The following is a 19,643-nucleotide window of genomic DNA, read 5'->3' on the forward strand; positions in this document are numbered from 1 at the left end:
CTCTCCGCAAAAAGCAGGTTTACTGAATAAATATCTTTACAGCTGCCAGTGTCACAACCGGATTTTCTTCCTGTGGTACGTGTCCCAGCTCATCAAACATAATCAGTTTAGAACCGGCAATATCCTGATGAAAACGTTCCGCGTATTCAGGCGGAATCAGCTTGTCTTTACCGCCCCATAAAATCAGCGTCGGGACCCGCACGTCTTTGATCAGCGCGGCTTGTTCGCCCGCTTGTAACTGACGCAGACGCTTACGCAGCGCGGCGCGGTTACCGGCGCGCACCGTCATCGCGGTATAGCGTTCTATCAGTTCCGGCGTCACCTTGTCAGGATTGCCGTAGACATCACGCACGCTGTCTTCCATCGTGCTTTTCGGCAGTAAAAAATCCATAGGCCAGGCAAGAATAGGAATCCGCGCAATCTGAAATCCGACCGGTACTGACTGCGGTTTGAAATCGTAACCGGATGCATCCAGCAAAATCAGTTTTTCAACCCGCAAAGGCATTTCAGCAGCAAAGCGCCATGCGATCTCACCACCCAGAGAATTACCGGCGATGATGGCTTTTTTGACGCCGAGCGTATCCATCAGGTTTTGTACAAAGCGCAGATAGGCCGCAATGCTGTAATCATTATCCGGCGCAGGTCCGGTCAGCCCGAAGCCGGGCAAGTCAAAGCTGATGACGCGGTGATCTGCTTTCAGATCTTTCGCCCAGCGCTCCCAGGTGTGCAGACTGGATGAGGTGCCGTGTATCAGCAGCACCGGCACAGGATCCTGCGCCCAGCCTTCATCACGCACATGAACCTGCATTCCGTTCACGCTGACAAAGCGCGACGGCGCGGTCGCCCAGCGATCCTGTAACTTTTGTACCGGCTGATCCGGTGCCCAGTTCATGGCCACCACCACCGTTATGGCCAGCACCACCAGCGCCAGCAAACTCCACATCACAATTCTGGAACGTTCACGCATAACACCTTACTGATTACAGCCTGTGCTGCAATCGACGAACAGTCAAAACAGCTATTGTCCCACGCCCGCGCCACAAACAACAGTGGCAAACATTTCCCGCAGGAAAGTATGTATCAGGAACAGGCACAGTGCTTCGCAACATCCGAAACGAACGCTTACATTTTTCTGATTGCCCGCTGCCGTGCAGCTGATTATTGTGTGCGGTTTTCTGTTACCCGCTTTTGTATGGATGCCGTCTTGCGAAAAAACCGTTTCCTGATCCGCCGTCAGGTCAGCCTGCCATGGGCCGGCCAGCACTTCGACGTGCTTGATCCCGAGACCACGCAACCGGTGATGGAATGCCGGGAGCAGCGCAGCAGTTGGCTGCGCCGGATAGCGCAATGGCTGGACTGGTCTGCAGGTATGCCAGGGCCGGTGGAATGCAGCACTCCGGAAGGGAAAGTGGTGTTGAAAATCCGCAAGCATTTTTCGCTGATGTCGCACTGCCTGTCGTTTGAGAATGCTTATGGCTGTGTGCTGGGGAAAGCCGTCTGGTCACGCCATGCATCTGACTCGCAGATCACTGTCACCGATGCACATGACCGCTGCCTGGGAATGCTGGTGCGCGGAGAAAAAGGCTGGCACTACCTGAATAATGGTCAGCAGAGTGCCGCCAGTTTGTCGGCATATCAGCCGAGGGCACAATTGCTGGATATTGATCCGGGTCTGGCACCGGAAGCGCTGGTCAGACCACTGATTCTGGGCGTCATGCTTGGAACTTCTGCTTACTCACCGGAGTAAGCAAACTCAGCGGCGCACCGCTTTATTTCCGTACCGGCTCTGAAGATGGCGCTGCGCCGTAATTCGGTTTTTTCTTTCTGTCCTGACCATTCGGCCGCACATTCACAACCTTGCCTTTGCCCTTGCAGGGTTTGTCAGACCAGACCTGACGGCCATCCACTTCGCAGCGGAACACCGGCACTTCTGCCTGTGCCGTGTCCGCGATCCAGAGTAATCCTGCCAGTGCAACACCGGCTGCAGCGATGAGTTTCATATTGTTCCTGATGTCGTTACCTGACGACAGGATACTGCAAGCGCATCACAAAAGTTGTAACTGTCTTGCCTGTTCGCGCAATGCAGCGCGGAAATCCGGATGCGCAATCGCAATCATCGCTTCCGCGCGCTGACGCGCCGACTTACCACGCAGTTGTGCAACACCGTATTCTGTGACGACGTAATTGATATCGTTTTTACTGGTCGTTACATGCGTACCGGGACTGAGTACCGGCACCACGCGACTGATACTGTCTTCTTTAGCCGTGGAAGGCAGGACGATAATCGCTTTGCCATTTTTAGAACGGTTAGCAGCACGTACAAAATCGACCTGTCCGCCGGTGCCGGAGTACGGCAGATGCGCCAGACTTTCCGAGCCGCACTGTCCGAGCAAATCAATTTGCAAGGTGGCATTAATCGCGACCAGATTGTCATTTTGCGCAGCGATGTACGGGTCATTGGTGAAATCGACCGGATGCATTTCGATCGCCGGATTGCGGTGCAGGAACTGATACAACTTGCGTGAACCCAGTGCAAAGGTGGCGACCATTTTGCCCGGCATGAAATTCTTACGGCGATTCGTCACCACTCCCTGTTCAATCAGCGACAGAATGCCGTCACCGATCATTTCTGTATGAATACCGAGATCTTTTTTGTCCGTCAGCTGCATGACCACCGCATCCGGAATACCACCGTAGCCGATTTGCAGCGTAGAGCCGTCTTCAATCATATCCGCTACATACTTACCGATCGCTTGCTGAACCGGGCCGATTTTCGGTAAACCGACTTCCGCCACCGCATCACTGCTTTCGGTCAGCGCCGTCACCTGTGAAATGTGGACGTGGCAGGCACCATAGGCAAATGGCACATGCGGATTCACTTCCAGAATCACGGCACGGGCTTTGGCAATCGCCGCCATCGTGTAATCGGCTGCCAGGCTCAGCGAAAAATAGCCATGCTCATCCATGGGTGAAGCCATCGCAAATACGACATCAGATGCCATCCAGCCACGCGAAATCAGGGCTGGCAATTCAGAGAAATAGGCTGGCAGAAAATCAATTTGTCCGGCCTGACCACCGGCACGTGATGCCGCGCCGAAAAATAAAGCCAGATGACGCACATGCGCGGTCGTTTCAGGATCGAAATAGCCGTACTTTTTTACTGCCAGAATCTGCGCCACTTTGACATCACGGAACTGGCGGCGCTGTTCAGATAAAGCAGTCAGCAATGCCGGTGGTTCACCGACACCAGTCGGCACAATAATCGTATCGCCGTCACGTACGTGGGCGATGGCGTCACTGGCTGAACAAGATTTCTGACGATAAAACTCCTGAACCTGCATGATGTGCTCCTGTCTCCAAGGTGGGATGTCCTGCAACCTGTTGCCGGTGCTGTGGACAATAATGGTGTAATACCAGTCTCTTCCTGTTTGCTTACATCAACATGACAAGGCCCGCCTGAAACAATTGCTTATGCATGTTACCCTGTTGATTTACATCAATCAGGCATATTCACAGGAAAGGGACGACATGCTGGAGCTACATCATCTGAAAGAATCCCGTTCGCGCCGCATCAGCTGGCTGCTGGAAGAACTGGGACTGGATTATCAGGTCATCATTTATGAACGTGACCCGAAAACACGTTTTGCACCACCGGAGCTGAAAGCGATTCATCCGCTTGGCAAAGCACCGGTACTGAAGGATGGCGAACTGGTTCTGATCGAATCCGGTGCGATTATCGAATATCTGATTCAGCGTTACGGTAACGGTGCACTGGTGCCTGCTGCCGGGACAACGGCTTATTACCAGTACCTGCAATGGATGCACTATGCGGAAGGTTCTGCGATGCTGCCTATCCTGTTGCGCTTGTATGTCGGCAAACTCGGTGAAGCCGGTGCGCCACTGCATCCGCGCATACACTCGGAACTGGCGAATCATCTCGGTTATATGGAGCAATCGCTGGAAGGAAAAAACTGGTTCTGCGGTGACGAGATCACCGGCGCAGATATTCAGTTATCGTTCGTCGCACAAATTGCCGTGCGCACCGGTGGTAAAGACATGTATCCGAATCTGGCGCGTTTTGTTGCGGCACTGGAAGCGCGCCCGGCATATCAGCGCGCTGTTGCGCGCTACGGTGAGTAAACCTCAGACTGCGTTGCGCTGGCGCCATACAAGTTGCGCCAGCCAGCCCCAGGCCAGCAGAAAAGCGACGCCACCAAATGGCGTGACCGCACCCAGCCAGCGTACACCACTGAGTGCCAGTAAATAAAGGCTGCCGCTGAAGATCAGGATGCCGGTCAGCATCAGCAATGCCGGCATTGCCAGATGCCAGTCCGGTTTCTGTATCTGCAGGATGCCGATCCCCATTAAGCCAAGCGCGTGCACCATCTGATAATGGACTGCGGTTTGCCAGATAGCGAGCATCTCAGCATCGAGCATTTTTTTCAGTGCATGCGCACCGAAGGCGCCGGTCGCCACAGCAATCAGCATGGCCAGCGCACCGGCGATCAGCATATTTCCAGCAGAAAATTTCATTGTAGTATCCGTAAAAAAAACGCTGCCTCCGTCCAGAGCCAGCGTTATTACTGCATTCGGCCAAATTATACGTAATCAGTGTGCCGCTTTATTTTCCAACCCTGAACTGATCAGTTTACGCAGGAAGGGAATCATCACAATCATCAGTACACCGACTGCTACAGCACCCCAGCCGAGGCGGGAGAAAATCATATCGTACACAGGATTAGTCAGCGCTGCTTCACCTTCTTTCGCTTCGGGAATCATACCCGAGAAATAGCTGGCCAGAATCGACGCAGTGCCTGTGGTCAGCATCCATGTACCCATCATCACGCCCTGGTAACGGGCTGGTGCCAGTTTGCCGATCATCGCGTAACCCACCGGCGAGATAAACAATTCGCCAACACTTTGCAGCAGGTAGCTGATAAAGATCCATTCAAACGCGACCATACCTGTCGCCGGTGCCAGATGAATCCCGAGTGGCAACACCAGAAAACCGGCACCGATGAGCAACAAGGCAACTGAAAACTGTGTGGGGATATTCACATCAATACCGCGCTGACGCAGGCTGTTAAACACTGCTGCCATCATCGGGCCACCAATCATGATCACAAAGCTGTTGATGTTTTGTATCCACTGCGGCGCGATTTCGTAACCGTGTACGATACGGTCGACATTATTCACGGCAAAAATCTGCAAACCCATTGGTGCCATCTGGTACAAAGTCCAGAACACCAGCGACCCCATTGTCAGCAGCAAATAGGCCATCATATTTTTCTGCTCACGCTTATCTTCATGACGCAGCGTCAGGAAGGCGATAATGATACCTATCAGCACGCTGACGACCAGTACCAGATGACCAGTCAGTTCCGCATGATGCAGCATGACATAAATCACCGGAACCAAACCAACCAGCACTGCAAGCCCGACCGCCAGACGACTACGGAATTGCGTCTGCGTCACTTCCATCAGCGGAGTACTGATATCTGCAATACGTTTCCAGTTAAACAGCGCCAGCACGATGGCGAGGAAGTTACCGATGGTCGCAAAAATGAACAGGCCGCTGTAATCTTCGCGCAGCTGATATTCACCGGCAGCCAGGAAACCAATGAAAAAACCGAGATTCATACCGGCGTAATTCCACAGGAATGCACTCTCGCGGCGGTCATCTTCCGGCTTAAAGCGCTGCGTCAGCATCATGTTCAGGCAAGTCACATTCAAACCGCTGCCAGTCAGGAATAAAGCCAGTCCCCAGTACAAACCGGTATGCGAGCCTACAGAAATCGCTGCGCAGCCGAGTACCTGCAATACCATGCCACCGACGAACAGATTGCGGTTACTGATAAAACGTCCACCCAGATAACCACCGAATAAATGCAGGCCGTAATTGAATGCACCGAACACGCCCATGATGGCGGTGGCATCTTTATTGGTGAAACCCAGTTTTTTGGTCGCATACAGTACCAGCGTGGAATACAGTACCGCGAAGCCCAGTGTGGCGAAAATCTGAATAAAAAACAGCGCCGCCGATCCTTCAGGAATATTCCTGAGTTTGTGTTGCAGTGAAGACAAAGTCACCTCCGGTAAGTACCGGTGCAGTCTGAAATTTCCACCCGGAAAAATCAGCCATACCGTTGAATTGTTATAGGGTGGCAGCATTGTAAAGCAGCACTGCGGCGAACCCTAAGCGCATTTATGGCAAAACAACGGTGATACAGGCATAAAAAAAGCTGACCGGGTTCGGTTCAACCCGGTCAGCTTCTTTATATTGCGACGCAAATAACAGTTACTTTATACCGCTATCTGCGCTTTTTATTTGCATCAGGCCGCGCTGCGCTTGACTTCACGGGTCTGAAACTCTGCCAGCAAAGCCGCTTCTTTTTGCTTTGCAGAAGCGAGGTAGCGTTCCTTTACATGACCGTAACCACGGATGTCTTCCGGAATGCTTGCAATGGCCACCGCTTTAGCCAGATTATCCGCATTCAGCGAAGACAGCAGGCGACTGATCGTTTCACGATATTCCACCGGCAAGCGACGTTCGGTACGACGCTCTTCTGTACGACCGAAAGGATCAATCGCTGTACCGCGCAGGAATTTCATTTTTGCGAGCAAACCGAAAGCTTTCATCATCCACGGACCATAGTGCTCTTTCACCAGATGGCCTTTGGCATCTTTCTTCGCAAACATCGGTGGCGCCAGATGGAAATGTACCTGATAGTCACCTTCAAACATATCAGCAATTTTCTTCCGGAAGCGACCATCGGTGTACAGACGTGCGACTTCATATTCGTCTTTGTACGCCATCAGTTTGAACAGATACTTCGCCACAGCTTCGGTCAGACGTAAAGGCGCACCTGCAACGACTTTTTCTTCTGCTGCTTTGACCTGATCAACAAACGCTTTGTAGGACATTGCGTAGTCAGCATTCTGATAATCCGTCAGGAAAGCAATACGCTTCTCAATAACTTCATTCAGATTCGGCTGACGCTTGATTTCTACCACTTGTGCCGGAGTTGCCAGACGTTTTACTGCAGCCAGATCATGCGCTGCCAGACGGCCCCAGTTAAATGCCTGCTTATTGAAATCAATCGATACACCATTCAGTTCAATCGCGCGCATCAGTGCAGCTTCTTCCAGCGGCACCCAGCCTTTTTGCCAGCTGTAACCGAGGATGAACATATTGGTCGCAATATTGTCACCCATCAGCGCTGTCGCAATTGCACCTGCATCCACCAGATCAACGCGGCCTTCACCGCAGGCACGCAGAATATCTGCCTGTGCAGAGTCACCGGGGAATTGCCAGTCCGGATTGCGGATGAAGGTGGAAGTCGGTGAACCGTTGGCATTGATCGCAGCATACGTGCGGCCTTCACCCATACGGGATAAGCAATCTTTGCCTGCCGTCACGATCAGATCGCAACCGATGACCAGATCCGCCATACCGGTACCCACACGGGTGGAATACAGTTGTTCTGCGCGGTCTGCCAGACGCACGTGCGACATTACCGCGCCGCCTTTTTGTGCCAGACCGGTCATGTCCAGCACGGAGCAGGCTTTACCCTGCAAGTGGGCAGCCATCGCCATAATCTGACCGATGGTAATCACACCGGTACCGCCAACACCGGTCACCAGTACGCCGTAAGGATTGCTCGTGGATGGCAGTGCAGGTTTCGGCAATGCATTCACATCCAGCGCGGAACCCGGTTCCAGTTTGGTTTTAGCAGGTTTTTTCAGTTTGCCGCCTTCCACCGTCACAAAGCTCGGGCAGAATCCATTGACGCAGGAAAAATCTTTATTACAGGAAGACTGATTGATCTGACGCTTACGTCCGAAATCCGTTTCCAGCGGCTCAACCGACAGACAGTTCGACTGTACCGAGCAATCGCCGCAACCTTCACACACCGCCTCATTAATCACTGCGCGTTTTGCCGGATCTGGATAAGCCGGCTTGCCGTCTTTACCGATTTTTTTGCGGCGGCGGCGTTTTTCCGATGCACAGGTCTGATCGTAAATCATCGCAGAAACACCGGGACATTCACGCAGCTCACGCTGCACCGCATCCAGTTCAGAACGGTGACGTACTGTCACGCCGGCAGCCCACGGATACGACGGACCGTATTTTTCCGGTTCATCCGTCACCACGATAATCGGATTCACACCTTCTGCCGCAATCTGACGCGAAATCATGCCCGGATCGAGCGGCCCGTCAAACTCTTGTCCACCGGTCATCGCGACCGCGTCATTGAACAGAATTTTATAAGTAATATTCACACCACCGGAAATCGCTGCACGGATTGCCAGCAGACCGGAGTGGTAATACGTACCGTCGCCCAGATTACAGAAAACGTGTTTTTCATTGGTGAATGGCGCAGCGCCAACCCAGGTCACACCTTCACCGCCCATATGAGTAAAGGTAGACGTTTCACGGTCCATCCATGTCACCATATAGTGACAACCGATACCAGCCAGCGCACGGCTGCCTTCCGGTACTTTGGTGGACGTATTGTGCGGACAGCCCGAACAGAAATGCGGTACGCGGTCTTTATTCGGATCCGGCTTGCCGACATTCGCCAGTGCCTTCTCTTTTGCTTCCAGAAACTCCACGCGCTTTTTCACGCTTTGCTCAACCGGATGACCAGCAAAATAGCGGGTAATACGGGATGCAATCGCACGGGCAATTTGTGCCGGGCTCAGTTCATACGTTGCAGGCAGCAACCATTCACCGTGACCGGAACCGTGTAAGTTGCTCCATTCGCCGGAATCGTCAAACTTACCAACCACGCGCGGACGAATTTCGTCAGCCCAGTTGTATAACTCTTCTTTCAGCGCGTATTCAAGAATCTGACGTTTTTCTTCGACGACCAGAATTTCTTCCAGACCTTGCGCAAATTCGCGCACGCCTTCCGATTCCAGCGGCCAGGTCATACCGATTTTGTACAGGCGGATACCGATATCTTTAGCAACCTGCTCATCAATCCCCAAATCTGCCAGCGCTTCACGCGTGTCCAGATAGGATTTACCGGCAGTAATAATACCAATCTTGGCATGCGGACTGTCCCAGATAATCTGATTCAGTTTATTGGCGCGGGCGTAGGCCAGCGCTGCATACCATTTGTAATTGTTCATACGGACTTCCTGCGCCAGCACAGGATCCGGTGTACGGATATTCACGCCGTCAGCCGGTAACACGAAGTCTTCCGGAATGACAGGCTGTACGCGGTCAGGATTAATTTCAACCACCGCGCCGGATTCCACCACATCAGTCACGCATTTCATCGACACCCATAAGCCGGTGTAGCGTGACAGCGCAATGCCGTGCAGACCGTAATCCAGGTACTCCTGAACCGTGGATGGATACAGTACCGGAATGCCGCAGGCTTTCAGGATATGTTCGGACTGGTGCGCTGCTGTGGAGGATTTTGCCGCATGGTCATCACCGGCAATCACCAGCACGCCACCATGTTTGGATGTACCTGCCAGATTCGCATGTTTGAACACGTCACCGCAACGGTCCACACCCGGGCCTTTGCCGTACCACATCGCAAATACACCATCATATTTTGCGCCCGGGAACATATTGACCTGTTGCGTACCCCAGACCGAGGTTGCCGCCAGATCTTCGTTCACGCCGGGATGGAATTTGACGTGGTACTGATCCAGATGTTTTTTGGCTTTGGCTGCGGTCAGATCGACATTACCCAGCGGCGAGCCGCGGTAACCACTGATAAAACCACCGGTATTTAAGCCACGCTTTTCATCGGCCTGACGCTGCAGCATCATCAGCCTGATCAGGGCCTGCGTGCCGGTCATGAAAGCATGACCGCTTTTTAGTGTGTATTTATCGTCGAGTGTGACAGACGTATCAATAGCCGCCTGCTGCCCGTTACTGAGAGGTGCGTTCATGGGGTCTCCGTGTTTTTTATCTCTGAAGATCACGCCGGTCCGGCGGGATCACACTGAATCACCTTATGAGTGAATCATAGCGTTTATTTTGGATCGCACAGTATCACGCAGTACTGGTCTGCCCCATGTACAGGTTCCGAAAATCTGACCGGTACAGTACGACTGACAGTTACCCAAACTGTACTGGTGTATCGCCAGTGTTGCCCTGTATCACGGATTTGAATTTTTTTATTTGTTCTTTTATTACCTGTGTGCTGAAATGGTTATCTGCCCGTCTGATTTCCCACCCGTCCCCGGAGGAACTGATGTCTGCTGTCCTGAAAATCCTTGTGCAACCGACTAACCACCTGCTGGAAAAGCTGTCGCTGCGCAGTAAGCTGCTGGGTATTTTTTTCATCCTGCTGGTTCCTCTGATCATACTGACCATTACGCTGTTCGAAAAAGATCAGAATGAACTGAACACTTCTATTTCTGAGGCGCAAGGATCCGTACTGAACCATCGTTTAATGAATCTGATTGTGACCGTACAACAACACCGGGGGCAAATGAATCTGTCTTATGCCGGTGAATCTGTCACAGACAAACTGAACAAACTGCGCCAGCAATTAAAAGACGACAATGCAAAACTTGATGAGCACGAAGCGTCGTTTAAAGAATGGAAACTTCTGAGCCAGTGGTCTGAGCTGCGTAATGAAGTCAATGCGCTGGCCGATGGAAAAACGGCAGATAACGCTGCCACCAGCCTTGCACAACACACCGCACTGATTACACGCTTACTTGGTTTAAATTACAGAATTGCAGAATCCAGCGGATTGCTGCTGGACCCTACAGCAAACAGTTATTTTCTGATGGATTTGTCAATTCTAAAGCTGCCATTATGGATAGAAGAAGCTGCGCTGATTCGTGGCAAAGGTGCTGGTCTGATTCGCAGCGGCCAGGCCAGCCTGATGGAAAAGGCTGGTGTTCTGGCGCAGGTACAATCGATTGATAAGCTACTGACTCAGGTAACATTAACCGAAGATTCGCTGCAACGGGCAGGAGAAACACTACCCGATGAACAAAAAGCAGCGCGTAGCGAAACTGCACAATTTCTGAGCATGGCGCGTACTGCCTTCACATCAGAGCAGCCAACTGGTGATGCAACAAGTTTTTTTGATGCCGGAACCAAAGCCATTGCTGCAGTTCGTCAGTTGCAATTGTCTTATCAGGCTAAGCTGGAAGAAATCCTTGAAAAAAGAGTAAGTGAGCAACGCACCGAACGTAACTGGGTGATGCTGATCATTATTTTCAGCCTCGTTATTGCAGGTTACCTGATCGTCGCCGTGTATCTGAATATATTGCGAACAACACGGGTTTTACAAAGATCCGTCGCCAGTGCGGCAACCGGTGATCTGACGCGCCTGGTTGAAATTCGTGGTGTGGACGAGGTTGCAACGACTGCTCAGGAATTTGAAAAAATGACCCTCAGCCTTTCCGCACTGGTGGCGAATGTCCGTACGAATGCAAATGTTGTACACCAGCTAGGAAACGATTTATCCGGTGGAATTCAGGATTTATCAGAACGTACAGAACAACAAGCTTCAAGTCTGGAACAAACCTCTGCCAGCATTCAGGATCTGGCAGATACGGTTAAAAATAATGCCCGCAGCGCCACAGCAGTCGACCAACTGGCAACACAGGTAAGGCAAATTGCTGAATCAGGCAGCAGCACGATGGTCAGCGCGGTGCAATCTATGCAGGGAATTCAAACCAGTGCTGGCAAGGTACGCGACATTATCGGCATTATTGACGGTATCGCCTTCCAGACAAATATTCTGGCGCTGAATGCTGCAGTAGAGGCAGCGCGCGCAGGTGAACAGGGACGCGGCTTCGCTGTGGTTGCGTCTGAAGTGCGCAGTCTGGCGCAACGCAGCGCGCAGTCATCACGCGAAATCCGTCAACTGATTGATACTTCAGTTGAACAAGTAGATCAGGGTGTGCAGGAAATTCACCACGTGAATCAGACACTGGAAGACATTGTTAAAGGAATCCGCGAACTGGCATCTAATATCAATGCCATTTCTACCGCTTCCATCAGCCAAAGTGACAGCCTGCAACAGATTAATGAGGCGCTTCATCATCTGGATGAAATTACACAGCGCAATGCTGCGCTCTCAGAGCGCGCCAAACAAGTGGCGGGTCAGATGGAGGAACGCTCACAACAACTGACAAGCTCGGTATCTGGCTTCCGCTTACGTCAGGGTACAGCAGATGAAGCGCTGGCCATGGTGAAAAAAGCGGTTGCACTGTACCGGCAAAATCCGTCTCAGGCGCTGAGTCTCATTACATCGAATCATCAGCAGGCATTTGCAGACAGGGATATGTACGTATTCGCATTTAACCGGCAAGGGCAATATCTGGCGTTCGGCGGCAATCCGTCGAAATTACGGGTCAGCCTGATGAGTTTACCGGGACTGAACGGTAAGAAACTGGTACACGACGCATTTGCATTACCAGCCAGTGGCGGATGGGTGGATTACCAGATTACCAATCCTGCCAACGGAAAAGTCGATTGGAAAACTTCGTATATCGAAGCCATCACAGATGATGTGGTACTCGGTTGCGGCGTATATAAATTAACCTGACACGCCTTTTTCGCACACGCTTTTCGTATACACAAAAAAAGAGCGGCTGAGCCGCTCTTTTTTTGGACAAAACTTCAGAAACCGGCATCGCCGGTATCAGACTCAGAAGGAGTAATGTACGCCAACGCTGAAGTTTTTAGTGTCGCTTGCAGGACGCTGGTATTCAGCACGGATACCAACTTCTTTGTTTACCTGGAAGTTAACGCCAACACCGTACAGTGCGCCGGAAGTGGATGCAGTAACTGTTGTGTTACCGGAAGATGCGCTTGCGCTCAGGTTGTTGTAACCCAGACGGCCATATACGGAAAACTCTTTACTGACTGGCACGATACCCAAAACAGACAGGCCAGTTTGAGAAACATTCACGCTATTCCATTTTGCCAGGTGACGTACGTTCAGTTCTGCTGCAACGTTGTCATTGAATTTGTAACCACCGAAAATACCGTAGCTCAGCTTGTCTGCACTGTCCAGACCGTCCACTTTAGTGTTACCGATATCAGCACCAGCGTAGAAAGCGTTATTGGATTGGGCTTGTGCGGAAGCGAATGCGGCAACCAGTGTCAGTGCGACAGCAACTTTTTTCAACATGATCATTCCTTAGAAAAACATTAATCAGGGGCGCGATTCTAAAGATGCTCTTACATGTTAATCAAGTTTTTAATTGCACTTATTATCATTTTTTGCAATTTAACAACACACTTTCCGCCAAACGGTAGAAATTTTGCGCAAGTTCACCGAGCAAATAGAAATTATGCTAATCGCATCAGGCAAATAAAAAGAGCGGCATCGCCGCTCTCTTATAAACAACTCAACTGCGATCTGTATTTTCAGAATGAGTACTGAACACCGGCGTTGACACTGGTGATGTTGCTGCGATAACGCTGGAATTCTGCGCGCAGGCTCATTTGCTTATTGATTTGATACGATGTACCAAGACCGAACATGGCAGCGGATTCTCCATCGCTGCCTTGATCAGAAGAAACGCGCAAACGGTTATAGCCAAGACGAGCCAGTAAAGAGAAATCATTTGTCAGAGGTGCTGTTGCAACAACAGTTAAGCCTGCCTGCGTCAGTTTAGCGTCACCGTCTTTCGCAAGATGGCGCAGACTCAGTTCAGCCGCAAAATGATCATTGAATTTGTAACCGCCAAACATGCCATAGCTGGTTTTATTGGAACTGTGGTCGTCGTCAATACGGGACTTACCAAGATCCACACCAACATAGAATGGCGTGGCTGGCTGAGTTTGTGCATGTGCAGATGCGAAAGCTGTTAGCAGCGCCAGCACTGCGAGGGATTGTTTCAACATAATTTGTTTCCTAATGGTTACATTATCCAGGAAACCGATTGTATTGAGCGCTAAGTTTTGACTTCAAGAAAATATTTTCAATTATGCAATTTTATATGCTTAAGATATGTTTTCTGGTCAAGTAAGCGTTGCAAATAACGCCAGATACAGATTTTTCTGATTAATAAAAAAGAGCGGCATCGCCGCTCTTTTTTATTCCAAACGCTGAAACAGCAATCAGAACGAGTAATGCACTGCTGCGTTCACGTTCTGGAATTCAGATTGCGGGCGTGCGATTTCGAAGCGTACGCCAACTTGTTTGTTGTACTGATAGTTCACGCCAACTGCGCCCATACGGCCATCTTCACCGGATACGCCTTTCAGTTTCTGATAAGACTGGCCCAGACGGATGTAAGGACGGAACTGGTCTACCGGTACGGAGAACAGTGCGGAAACGGTGGTGTGGCTGAAGTCGCTTGCGTAACGGGTGTAACCGATTTCTGCGCCAACGAAGTCATTGAACTGGTAGCCGGCGAAAACGCCTTTGCTGGTTTTACGTACGCCGTCTGTACCGAACAGACGGGAAGTACCGACATCGGCACCAGCGTAGAAAGAGGAAACGGATTGTGCCTGTGCTGCACTTGCTGCTGCGATCAGAGCGATCGCGATTGCTGCTTTTTTCAACATCTGAGTGATTCCAAAACTAAAAAAGAGGCGCGATTATAACGATAAAGACGTTATTAGCCATGAAAACTGCACAATATATCGGCATCTTCTGTGCTTACGCAGACAGCGGGCTGTAGCATCTGCCAATTCAATGCAGCATGCTGAAGCAGGTTCAGCCGACGCTGCGCATCCGCAAGCTCAATGCACCGTATGGCCAGTATAGCCACGAAAATTCGGATTGAATTCCATGGTTTTGCGCAGAATTCCCGCATGTTGTCGGGCTATAATCTGAATATGAACATCAAATTCACCAAAATGCATGGCGCCGGCAATGACTTCATCGTCATCGACGCTACCCGCGCGCCCCTGACGCTGAGTTCAGCCCAGTGGCAGCGTCTGGCGGACCGTCGCTTCGGTGTCGGCGCGGATCAGATTCTGATTGTGGAGAGCGCATCCTCGCCGGATGTGGATTTCCGCTACCGGATTTTCAATGCCGACGGCAGCGAAGTCGAACAATGCGGCAACGGTTCGCGTGCGTTTGTGCGTTTCGTGACCGAAAAAGGTCTGACCAGCAAATCCGCAATCCGTGTCGAAACCATGTCCGGTGTGATTGAGCCGCGACTGGAAGCCGACGGCAGCATCACGGTGGATATGGGTGCGCCGGAACTGACGCCGGAAAAGGTGCCGTTCAACAGCACTGGTCTGGATGCCCAGTTACAGGGACGTGATCCGCTGTGGCCTTTGCAAATCAATGGTAAGCAAGTGCTGGTGTCGGTGGTGTCGATGGGCAACCCGCATGCAGTGCAGGTGGTGGATGACAGTGAAGCCTTTCCGGTCGCTGCCGACGGCCCGCTGATTGAACACCACGAACGCTTCCCGCGCCGTGTGAATGCCGGCTTTATGCAGGTGAAGGATCGTCACCATATCCGTTTGCGCGTGTATGAACGCGGTGCCGGTGAAACGCTGGCTTGCGGTACAGGTGCCTGTGCCGCGGTAGTGGCCGGTATCCGCCGTGGTTTGCTGGACAGTCCGGTACGTGTCACCACTCATGGCGGCGAATTGCAGATCGCCTGGGCCGGTGAAGGTCACTCTGTGTTTCTGAGCGGTCCGGCTGTCACCGTGTTTGAAGGCGAAATCACGCTCTGATCTCTTGTGCCCGCTGCGGCGGGCTGATTCTTCTGATAATCAACGCAATGAATTCCTCTGAAATTGTTACCTACCTGCTGGACAATCCGCAGTTTTTTGAAGAACACGCTGAATTACTGAGCACCGTGCGCCTGACCAGTCCGGTCATGGGAAAAGCGATTTCCCTGCAGGAGCGCCAGATGGAAGTGGTGCGTGACAAATACCGCACGCTGGAATTAAAACTATCGGATCTGATGCGCAACGCAGAAAGCAATCTGGATATCAGCCAGAAATTCCAGCGCTGGACCCGCGAACTGCTGCAAACCCGCAACGATATCGATTTGCCGCATGTGCTGACTCAAAGTATGAAAGATATTTTCGGTCTGCCGCATGCCACGCTGCGCGTCTGGAATGTGACGCCGGAATTTGCGCACGGCTGGTTTGCTGAAGCAGTCAGCGATGATGCGCGCTTGTTTGCCAAAGGTCTCAACGCGCCGTTCTGTGGTCCGAATCAGGATTTTGAAGCAGCGCGCTGGCTGGAAGGCGACACACCGGTTGCCTCGGTAGCCATGCTGCCGCTGCGCAGCGCCGCCGGTGCGCCGGTATTTGGTTTGCTGGTGCTCGGCTCTGACGATGCATCACGCTATACCAAAGACATGGCAACCGATTTTCTGGTGCAGATTGCCGATACTGCGGCAGCCGCACTGCATTTCCTGACGCAACACTGATCTGAGATTCCGTGGGACTGAGCGCTGATTTTCAAAGCTATCTCAGTCAGTTACGCTTTGAGCGTAAGCTGTCTGAGCGTACCGTCGATGCGTACACCCGCGATCTGGCCTTGCTGGAAACCCTGCTCGAAGGCCAGCCTTATCTGCAATTGCAAACTGCGCAGGCGCGCCGCCTGGTGGCACGTCTGCATCAGCGTGCGCTGAATCCGCGCAGCATTGCACGTATTCTGTCCGGCTGGCGCGGCTTTTATCAGTGGTTATGTGAACAGGACAAACTGGCGGCCAATCCGCTGCTCGGTGTACGTCCGCCCAAAATCCGTAAGCCTTTACCGGAAGCACTTTCCGTCGATGACGCGGTGCGGCTGGTCGCCAGCGGATCGGATGAAACACCGGATGATCTGGCAAATAAAGCGATGTTTGAACTGCTGTATTCCAGCGGTTTGCGCGTATCGGAACTGTGTTCGCTGGATGTGACTGGGGTACGCGACGGCGATTATCAGTCGGCGGGCTGGATTGATTTCAGCGAAGGCATGGTGCTGGTCACAGGTAAAGGCAATAAGCAACGCATGGTGCCGGTCGGCAAAGCAGCACTGCAGGCGCTGAAGCTGTGGCTGGATGCGCGTGGCGAACGCCTCAGTGATGATCCTTATCCGCTGTTTTTAAGCCAGCGCGGCAAACGCATCACACCGCGCATGGTGCAGCAACGCATCAAACAACATGCGCAAATGCTGGGGATTCCGGCCGATGTGCATCCGCATATGATGCGCCACTCGTTTGCCTCGCACATGCTGCAATCCTCCGGTGATTTGCGTGCCGTGCAGGAAATGCTGGGACACAGCTCGCTGGCATCGACTCAGGTCTACACCGCACTCGATTTTCAGCATCTGGCAGCGGTCTACGATAAAGCCCATCCGCGCGCGAAAAAGTAAGCGTCACAGCGTCTGATTATGCAGAACTCCGCATTTGCGCTTCACGTAGGCCCGCAGTTTCTGCCGACGACAGCCGGATCGCTGTGCTGAACTCCGCAAATTGGCCATTTTCTGTCCGTTTCCGGTCTGCTACCGGCTTTTTACAGCCCTGCACGGCTTGACGCACCATGCACCGGAGCGGAACATGTTTCATCCTGCTGCCCTCGCAGCGCCATACCGCCACTGCAACCGCCATGACCCACCCTGAAAAACTGTCCGGACTCGGCCCGAAATCGCTGCAAATGCTGGCAGCCATCGGCATAACCAGTACCTCCGCATTTCTGGCAGCGGATGTGTATGTGTTGTATGCGCAGCTGAAAGCACGCTTCCCGGCCACCAGTCTGAACATGCTGTACGCGATGATCGGTGCGCAGGAAAACCGGCACTGGATCACGGTGAAACAGGAAAGACGTACCGAGATTTTGCTGAAGCTGGATCAGATGGGCCTCGCACCCCGGAAATAAGGCGAAATGCGGTGTTCAGCACAGCGATCCGGCGGTCGTCGGCAGAAAGTCCGGCTCTCCGGAATGACCGGATGCGGAGTTCTGCACAAACAGGGATAAAAAAATGCCGGCGCACTGGCCGGCATCGTTGTTTTGCAACTGGTCAATTACAGCCCGCGTATCCACGCCATGACCGCGGCGGTATCGCTGATATCGCCCTCAAACACTGTTGACGGTGTATGCGGTTCATTATTGCCACGCGGACGATCACGGTACACTTTGGTCGGCAGATACGCCTTGGCCGGATACGATGACATACTGATTTCGCTGATATCCATGTACACCGTGTCGCCGGACGTCTCACGCCCTACGTGAATCGCGCCGAGATTTTTCCACAAATCCACCGCGTCCAGACATGCGGATGCACAGGTGAAATCCGTCAGCACATACACTTTGCCTTTGTACGGAACCGGCACGACATACGACGAAGGTGCCCCGTCTTCACCGCGCAAAATCGCCGGTTCACGCCACAGCTTCAGCCCCTGCGCTCTGGCATCCTTCAGACCCTGTAATACCGATTTCCAGTAGGTGACGGTTTCTTTGTCATAGCCCATCAGTCCGGCAAACATCATGTATTTATCCATGATTTTGATTTTCTCTTCGGACGGACGCCACTCCACATAGGCTTTCACGGAAGGCTGATATGCCACCGCCTTTTCACCCCAGATTGCGCGTGCCAGCAAACGGCTGTAATGCGAAGAACCGCCGCCATTGCCGCGCAGATCCAGCACGATGGCATCGGTAGTCTGAAGACGTGCCTGATCTGCGGCGAGTTTTTCCACATACTGATCAATGGTTTTTGCAGTTTCTTTGCCCGGCGTCGGATCAAAATCACGCAATGCAATCCTGAGCAGATTGTCGCTGTAGTTGTACTCAAATTTTCCACGGAACGGACTGGTCAGCGCTTGTATCCGTTGCTGCGCGTCGGCTTCACTGATTTCGCGCCAGTTCAGCGTGACGGTTTTTTGTCCGCCACTGCCTTCAAACACGCAGGTCTTCAGGTCGCTGATGTAAGGGTTTGTGGTTTTCAGGAATAAGCGGTAACTCTGGCGGAATCGTTGTGACTGCAGACTCCAGCGGCCGTAAAAGCGCCCGACTCTGTCACTGAGCAAAGCAGCGGCATCGGTGCCATCGCAGGAAACGAGAACATCGCCGGTGGCGGGCAGCGTCGCATCATCCGCACGCGACAGCACCACCTGTTTGCCCAGACGTTCTGCGGTCAGAAAACCCGGCCAGAAACGCTGCTTAATGGCAGGCAGTTTGTCGTCGTAAGAATACGATAAATGGCCATCATTGAATGACGCGACAAACTCACTCATCGCCCAGTAATACGCCCAGAAATCGGTTGCACTGTCACTGCGCTGATTCAGTACCGCCAGCGCGGCATCCATGCGGCTCACAAATTCCGGATTGCGTTCATCATAAATGCCGGGATGCACACGGGTAATCGCATCGTATAACTCTTTACCGTCGCCGCGCAGTTGCTGCTTCCAGTCGCGCTCACCACCCGGCCACCAGCCAGCCTGCGCCGTCCCGCTTAATCCGCTCACCACCATTAATGCTGCTGCCCACTGCTTTGCTGTCATGAAGTGCTCCCCCTTCTGATTTCTTATTTACAAAAGCTGCGACACCGGATGCCAGAGAATGCAATTTTCATAAACAGGATGTCAAGAAAATCAGATCAGTGCGTCGTTTTTACGGTGCGAAGTCAGACCAAAGACAACAGCGAAAACAGGAGGCAAAAAAAAGAGGCGATCAGCGATCGCCTCCAAGGATACCGGAGAGTTGTCAGCAGCCATGATGGCTGCTGTTCCTGCTGTTCCTGCTG

At 52.3% G+C, this 19,643-nt stretch carries 17 protein-coding genes; 7 read left to right on the forward strand and 10 right to left on the reverse strand.

The window, feature by feature from the left end:
• Positions 1-19: 19 nt before the first annotated feature.
• Entirely contained in the window at positions 20-967 is a 948-nt protein-coding gene (locus KDM89_RS08580; protein WP_230427756.1) for an alpha/beta fold hydrolase, read from the reverse strand.
• Between the two features lie 237 nt (positions 968-1,204).
• On the opposite strand from KDM89_RS08580, the gene KDM89_RS08585 reads away from it, so the two are divergent.
• Positions 1,205-1,747, forward strand: coding sequence for a hypothetical protein (locus tag KDM89_RS08585; RefSeq protein WP_212687537.1), 543 nt, complete (start codon positions 1,205-1,207; stop codon positions 1,745-1,747).
• 22 nt (positions 1,748-1,769) lie between these two features.
• On the opposite strand, the gene KDM89_RS08590 is transcribed toward KDM89_RS08585, so the two are convergent.
• Together KDM89_RS08590 and KDM89_RS08595 are read right to left on the reverse strand one after the other, a co-directional pair.
• Positions 1,770-2,000, reverse strand: a complete 231-nt coding sequence (locus tag KDM89_RS08590; RefSeq protein ID WP_212687538.1) for a hypothetical protein — start codon at positions 1,998-2,000, stop codon at positions 1,770-1,772.
• Positions 2,001-2,045: 45 nt separating this feature from the next.
• Positions 2,046-3,341, reverse strand: coding sequence for an acetyl-CoA hydrolase/transferase family protein (locus tag KDM89_RS08595; RefSeq protein ID WP_212687539.1), 1,296 nt, complete (start codon positions 3,339-3,341; stop codon positions 2,046-2,048).
• Positions 3,342-3,528: 187 nt separating this feature from the next.
• Here KDM89_RS08595 and KDM89_RS08600 point away from each other — a divergent pair, with 187 nt between their 5' ends.
• The gene (locus KDM89_RS08600; RefSeq protein WP_212687540.1) at positions 3,529-4,140 is read left to right on the forward strand and encodes a glutathione S-transferase family protein; all 612 of its coding nucleotides are present in this window, start codon (positions 3,529-3,531) and stop codon (positions 4,138-4,140) included.
• A gap of 3 nt (positions 4,141-4,143) precedes the next feature.
• On the opposite strand, the gene KDM89_RS08605 is transcribed toward KDM89_RS08600, so the two are convergent.
• The 3 genes from KDM89_RS08605 to KDM89_RS08615 all read right to left on the reverse strand — a co-directional run bounded on the left by KDM89_RS08605 (position 4,144) and on the right by KDM89_RS08615 (position 9,915).
• Positions 4,144-4,533: a DUF423 domain-containing protein gene (locus KDM89_RS08605; RefSeq protein WP_230427757.1), complete on the reverse strand. Its 390-nt coding sequence runs from the start codon at positions 4,531-4,533 to the stop codon at positions 4,144-4,146.
• A 75-nt stretch (positions 4,534-4,608) separates the two neighbouring features.
• Positions 4,609-6,084, reverse strand: coding sequence for a peptide MFS transporter (locus KDM89_RS08610; RefSeq protein ID WP_212687541.1), 1,476 nt, complete (start codon positions 6,082-6,084; stop codon positions 4,609-4,611).
• Positions 6,085-6,333: 249 nt separating this feature from the next.
• On the reverse strand, positions 6,334-9,915 hold the full coding sequence (locus KDM89_RS08615; protein ID WP_212687542.1) for an indolepyruvate ferredoxin oxidoreductase family protein: 3,582 nt from the start codon (positions 9,913-9,915) through the stop codon (positions 6,334-6,336).
• 305 nt (positions 9,916-10,220) lie between these two features.
• Here KDM89_RS08615 and KDM89_RS08620 point away from each other — a divergent pair, with 305 nt between their 5' ends.
• Positions 10,221-12,539: a methyl-accepting chemotaxis protein gene (locus KDM89_RS08620; RefSeq protein WP_212687543.1), complete on the forward strand. Its 2,319-nt coding sequence runs from the start codon at positions 10,221-10,223 to the stop codon at positions 12,537-12,539.
• Between the two features lie 102 nt (positions 12,540-12,641).
• Here the strand turns inward: KDM89_RS08620 and KDM89_RS08625 are convergent, their stop codons facing one another.
• The 3 genes from KDM89_RS08625 to KDM89_RS08635 all read right to left on the reverse strand — a co-directional run bounded on the left by KDM89_RS08625 (position 12,642) and on the right by KDM89_RS08635 (position 14,512).
• Complete coding sequence (locus KDM89_RS08625; RefSeq protein WP_212687544.1) at positions 12,642-13,127, reverse strand: porin family protein; 486 nt, start codon at positions 13,125-13,127, stop codon at positions 12,642-12,644.
• A 239-nt stretch (positions 13,128-13,366) separates the two neighbouring features.
• Entirely contained in the window at positions 13,367-13,846 is a 480-nt protein-coding gene (locus KDM89_RS08630; RefSeq protein WP_212687545.1) for a porin family protein, read from the reverse strand.
• A gap of 216 nt (positions 13,847-14,062) precedes the next feature.
• A complete protein-coding gene (locus KDM89_RS08635) occupies positions 14,063-14,512 on the reverse strand; it encodes an outer membrane beta-barrel protein (RefSeq protein ID WP_212687546.1) in 450 nt (149 codons plus the stop codon).
• 273 nt (positions 14,513-14,785) lie between these two features.
• Between KDM89_RS08635 and dapF the strand changes: the two genes are divergently transcribed.
• The 4 genes from dapF (at position 14,786) to KDM89_RS08655 (ending at position 17,776) form a co-directional block, all read left to right on the forward strand.
• A complete protein-coding gene (gene dapF, locus KDM89_RS08640) occupies positions 14,786-15,637 on the forward strand; it encodes a diaminopimelate epimerase (protein WP_212687684.1) in 852 nt (283 codons plus the stop codon).
• A 35-nt stretch (positions 15,638-15,672) separates the two neighbouring features.
• Positions 15,673-16,344: a DUF484 family protein gene (locus KDM89_RS08645; RefSeq protein ID WP_423839248.1), complete on the forward strand. Its 672-nt coding sequence runs from the start codon at positions 15,673-15,675 to the stop codon at positions 16,342-16,344.
• Between the two features lie 17 nt (positions 16,345-16,361).
• Positions 16,362-17,273 carry a tyrosine recombinase XerC gene (gene xerC / locus KDM89_RS08650; protein ID WP_212687685.1) on the forward strand — a complete coding sequence of 304 codons (912 nt, stop codon included), beginning with the start codon at positions 16,362-16,364 and terminating at the stop codon, positions 17,271-17,273.
• 233 nt (positions 17,274-17,506) lie between these two features.
• On the forward strand, positions 17,507-17,776 hold the full coding sequence (locus KDM89_RS08655; protein ID WP_212687548.1) for a TfoX/Sxy family DNA transformation protein: 270 nt from the start codon (positions 17,507-17,509) through the stop codon (positions 17,774-17,776).
• A 146-nt stretch (positions 17,777-17,922) separates the two neighbouring features.
• Here the strand turns inward: KDM89_RS08655 and KDM89_RS08660 are convergent, their stop codons facing one another.
• Positions 17,923-19,401, reverse strand: a complete 1,479-nt coding sequence (locus KDM89_RS08660) for a S41 family peptidase (RefSeq protein ID WP_212687549.1) — start codon at positions 19,399-19,401, stop codon at positions 17,923-17,925.
• Positions 19,402-19,643: the final 242 nt, after the last annotated feature.

The organism is Cognatundibacterium luofuense, assembly GCF_018139685.1.
Lineage (GTDB): Bacteria > Pseudomonadota > Gammaproteobacteria > Burkholderiales > Burkholderiaceae_D > Undibacterium > Undibacterium luofuense.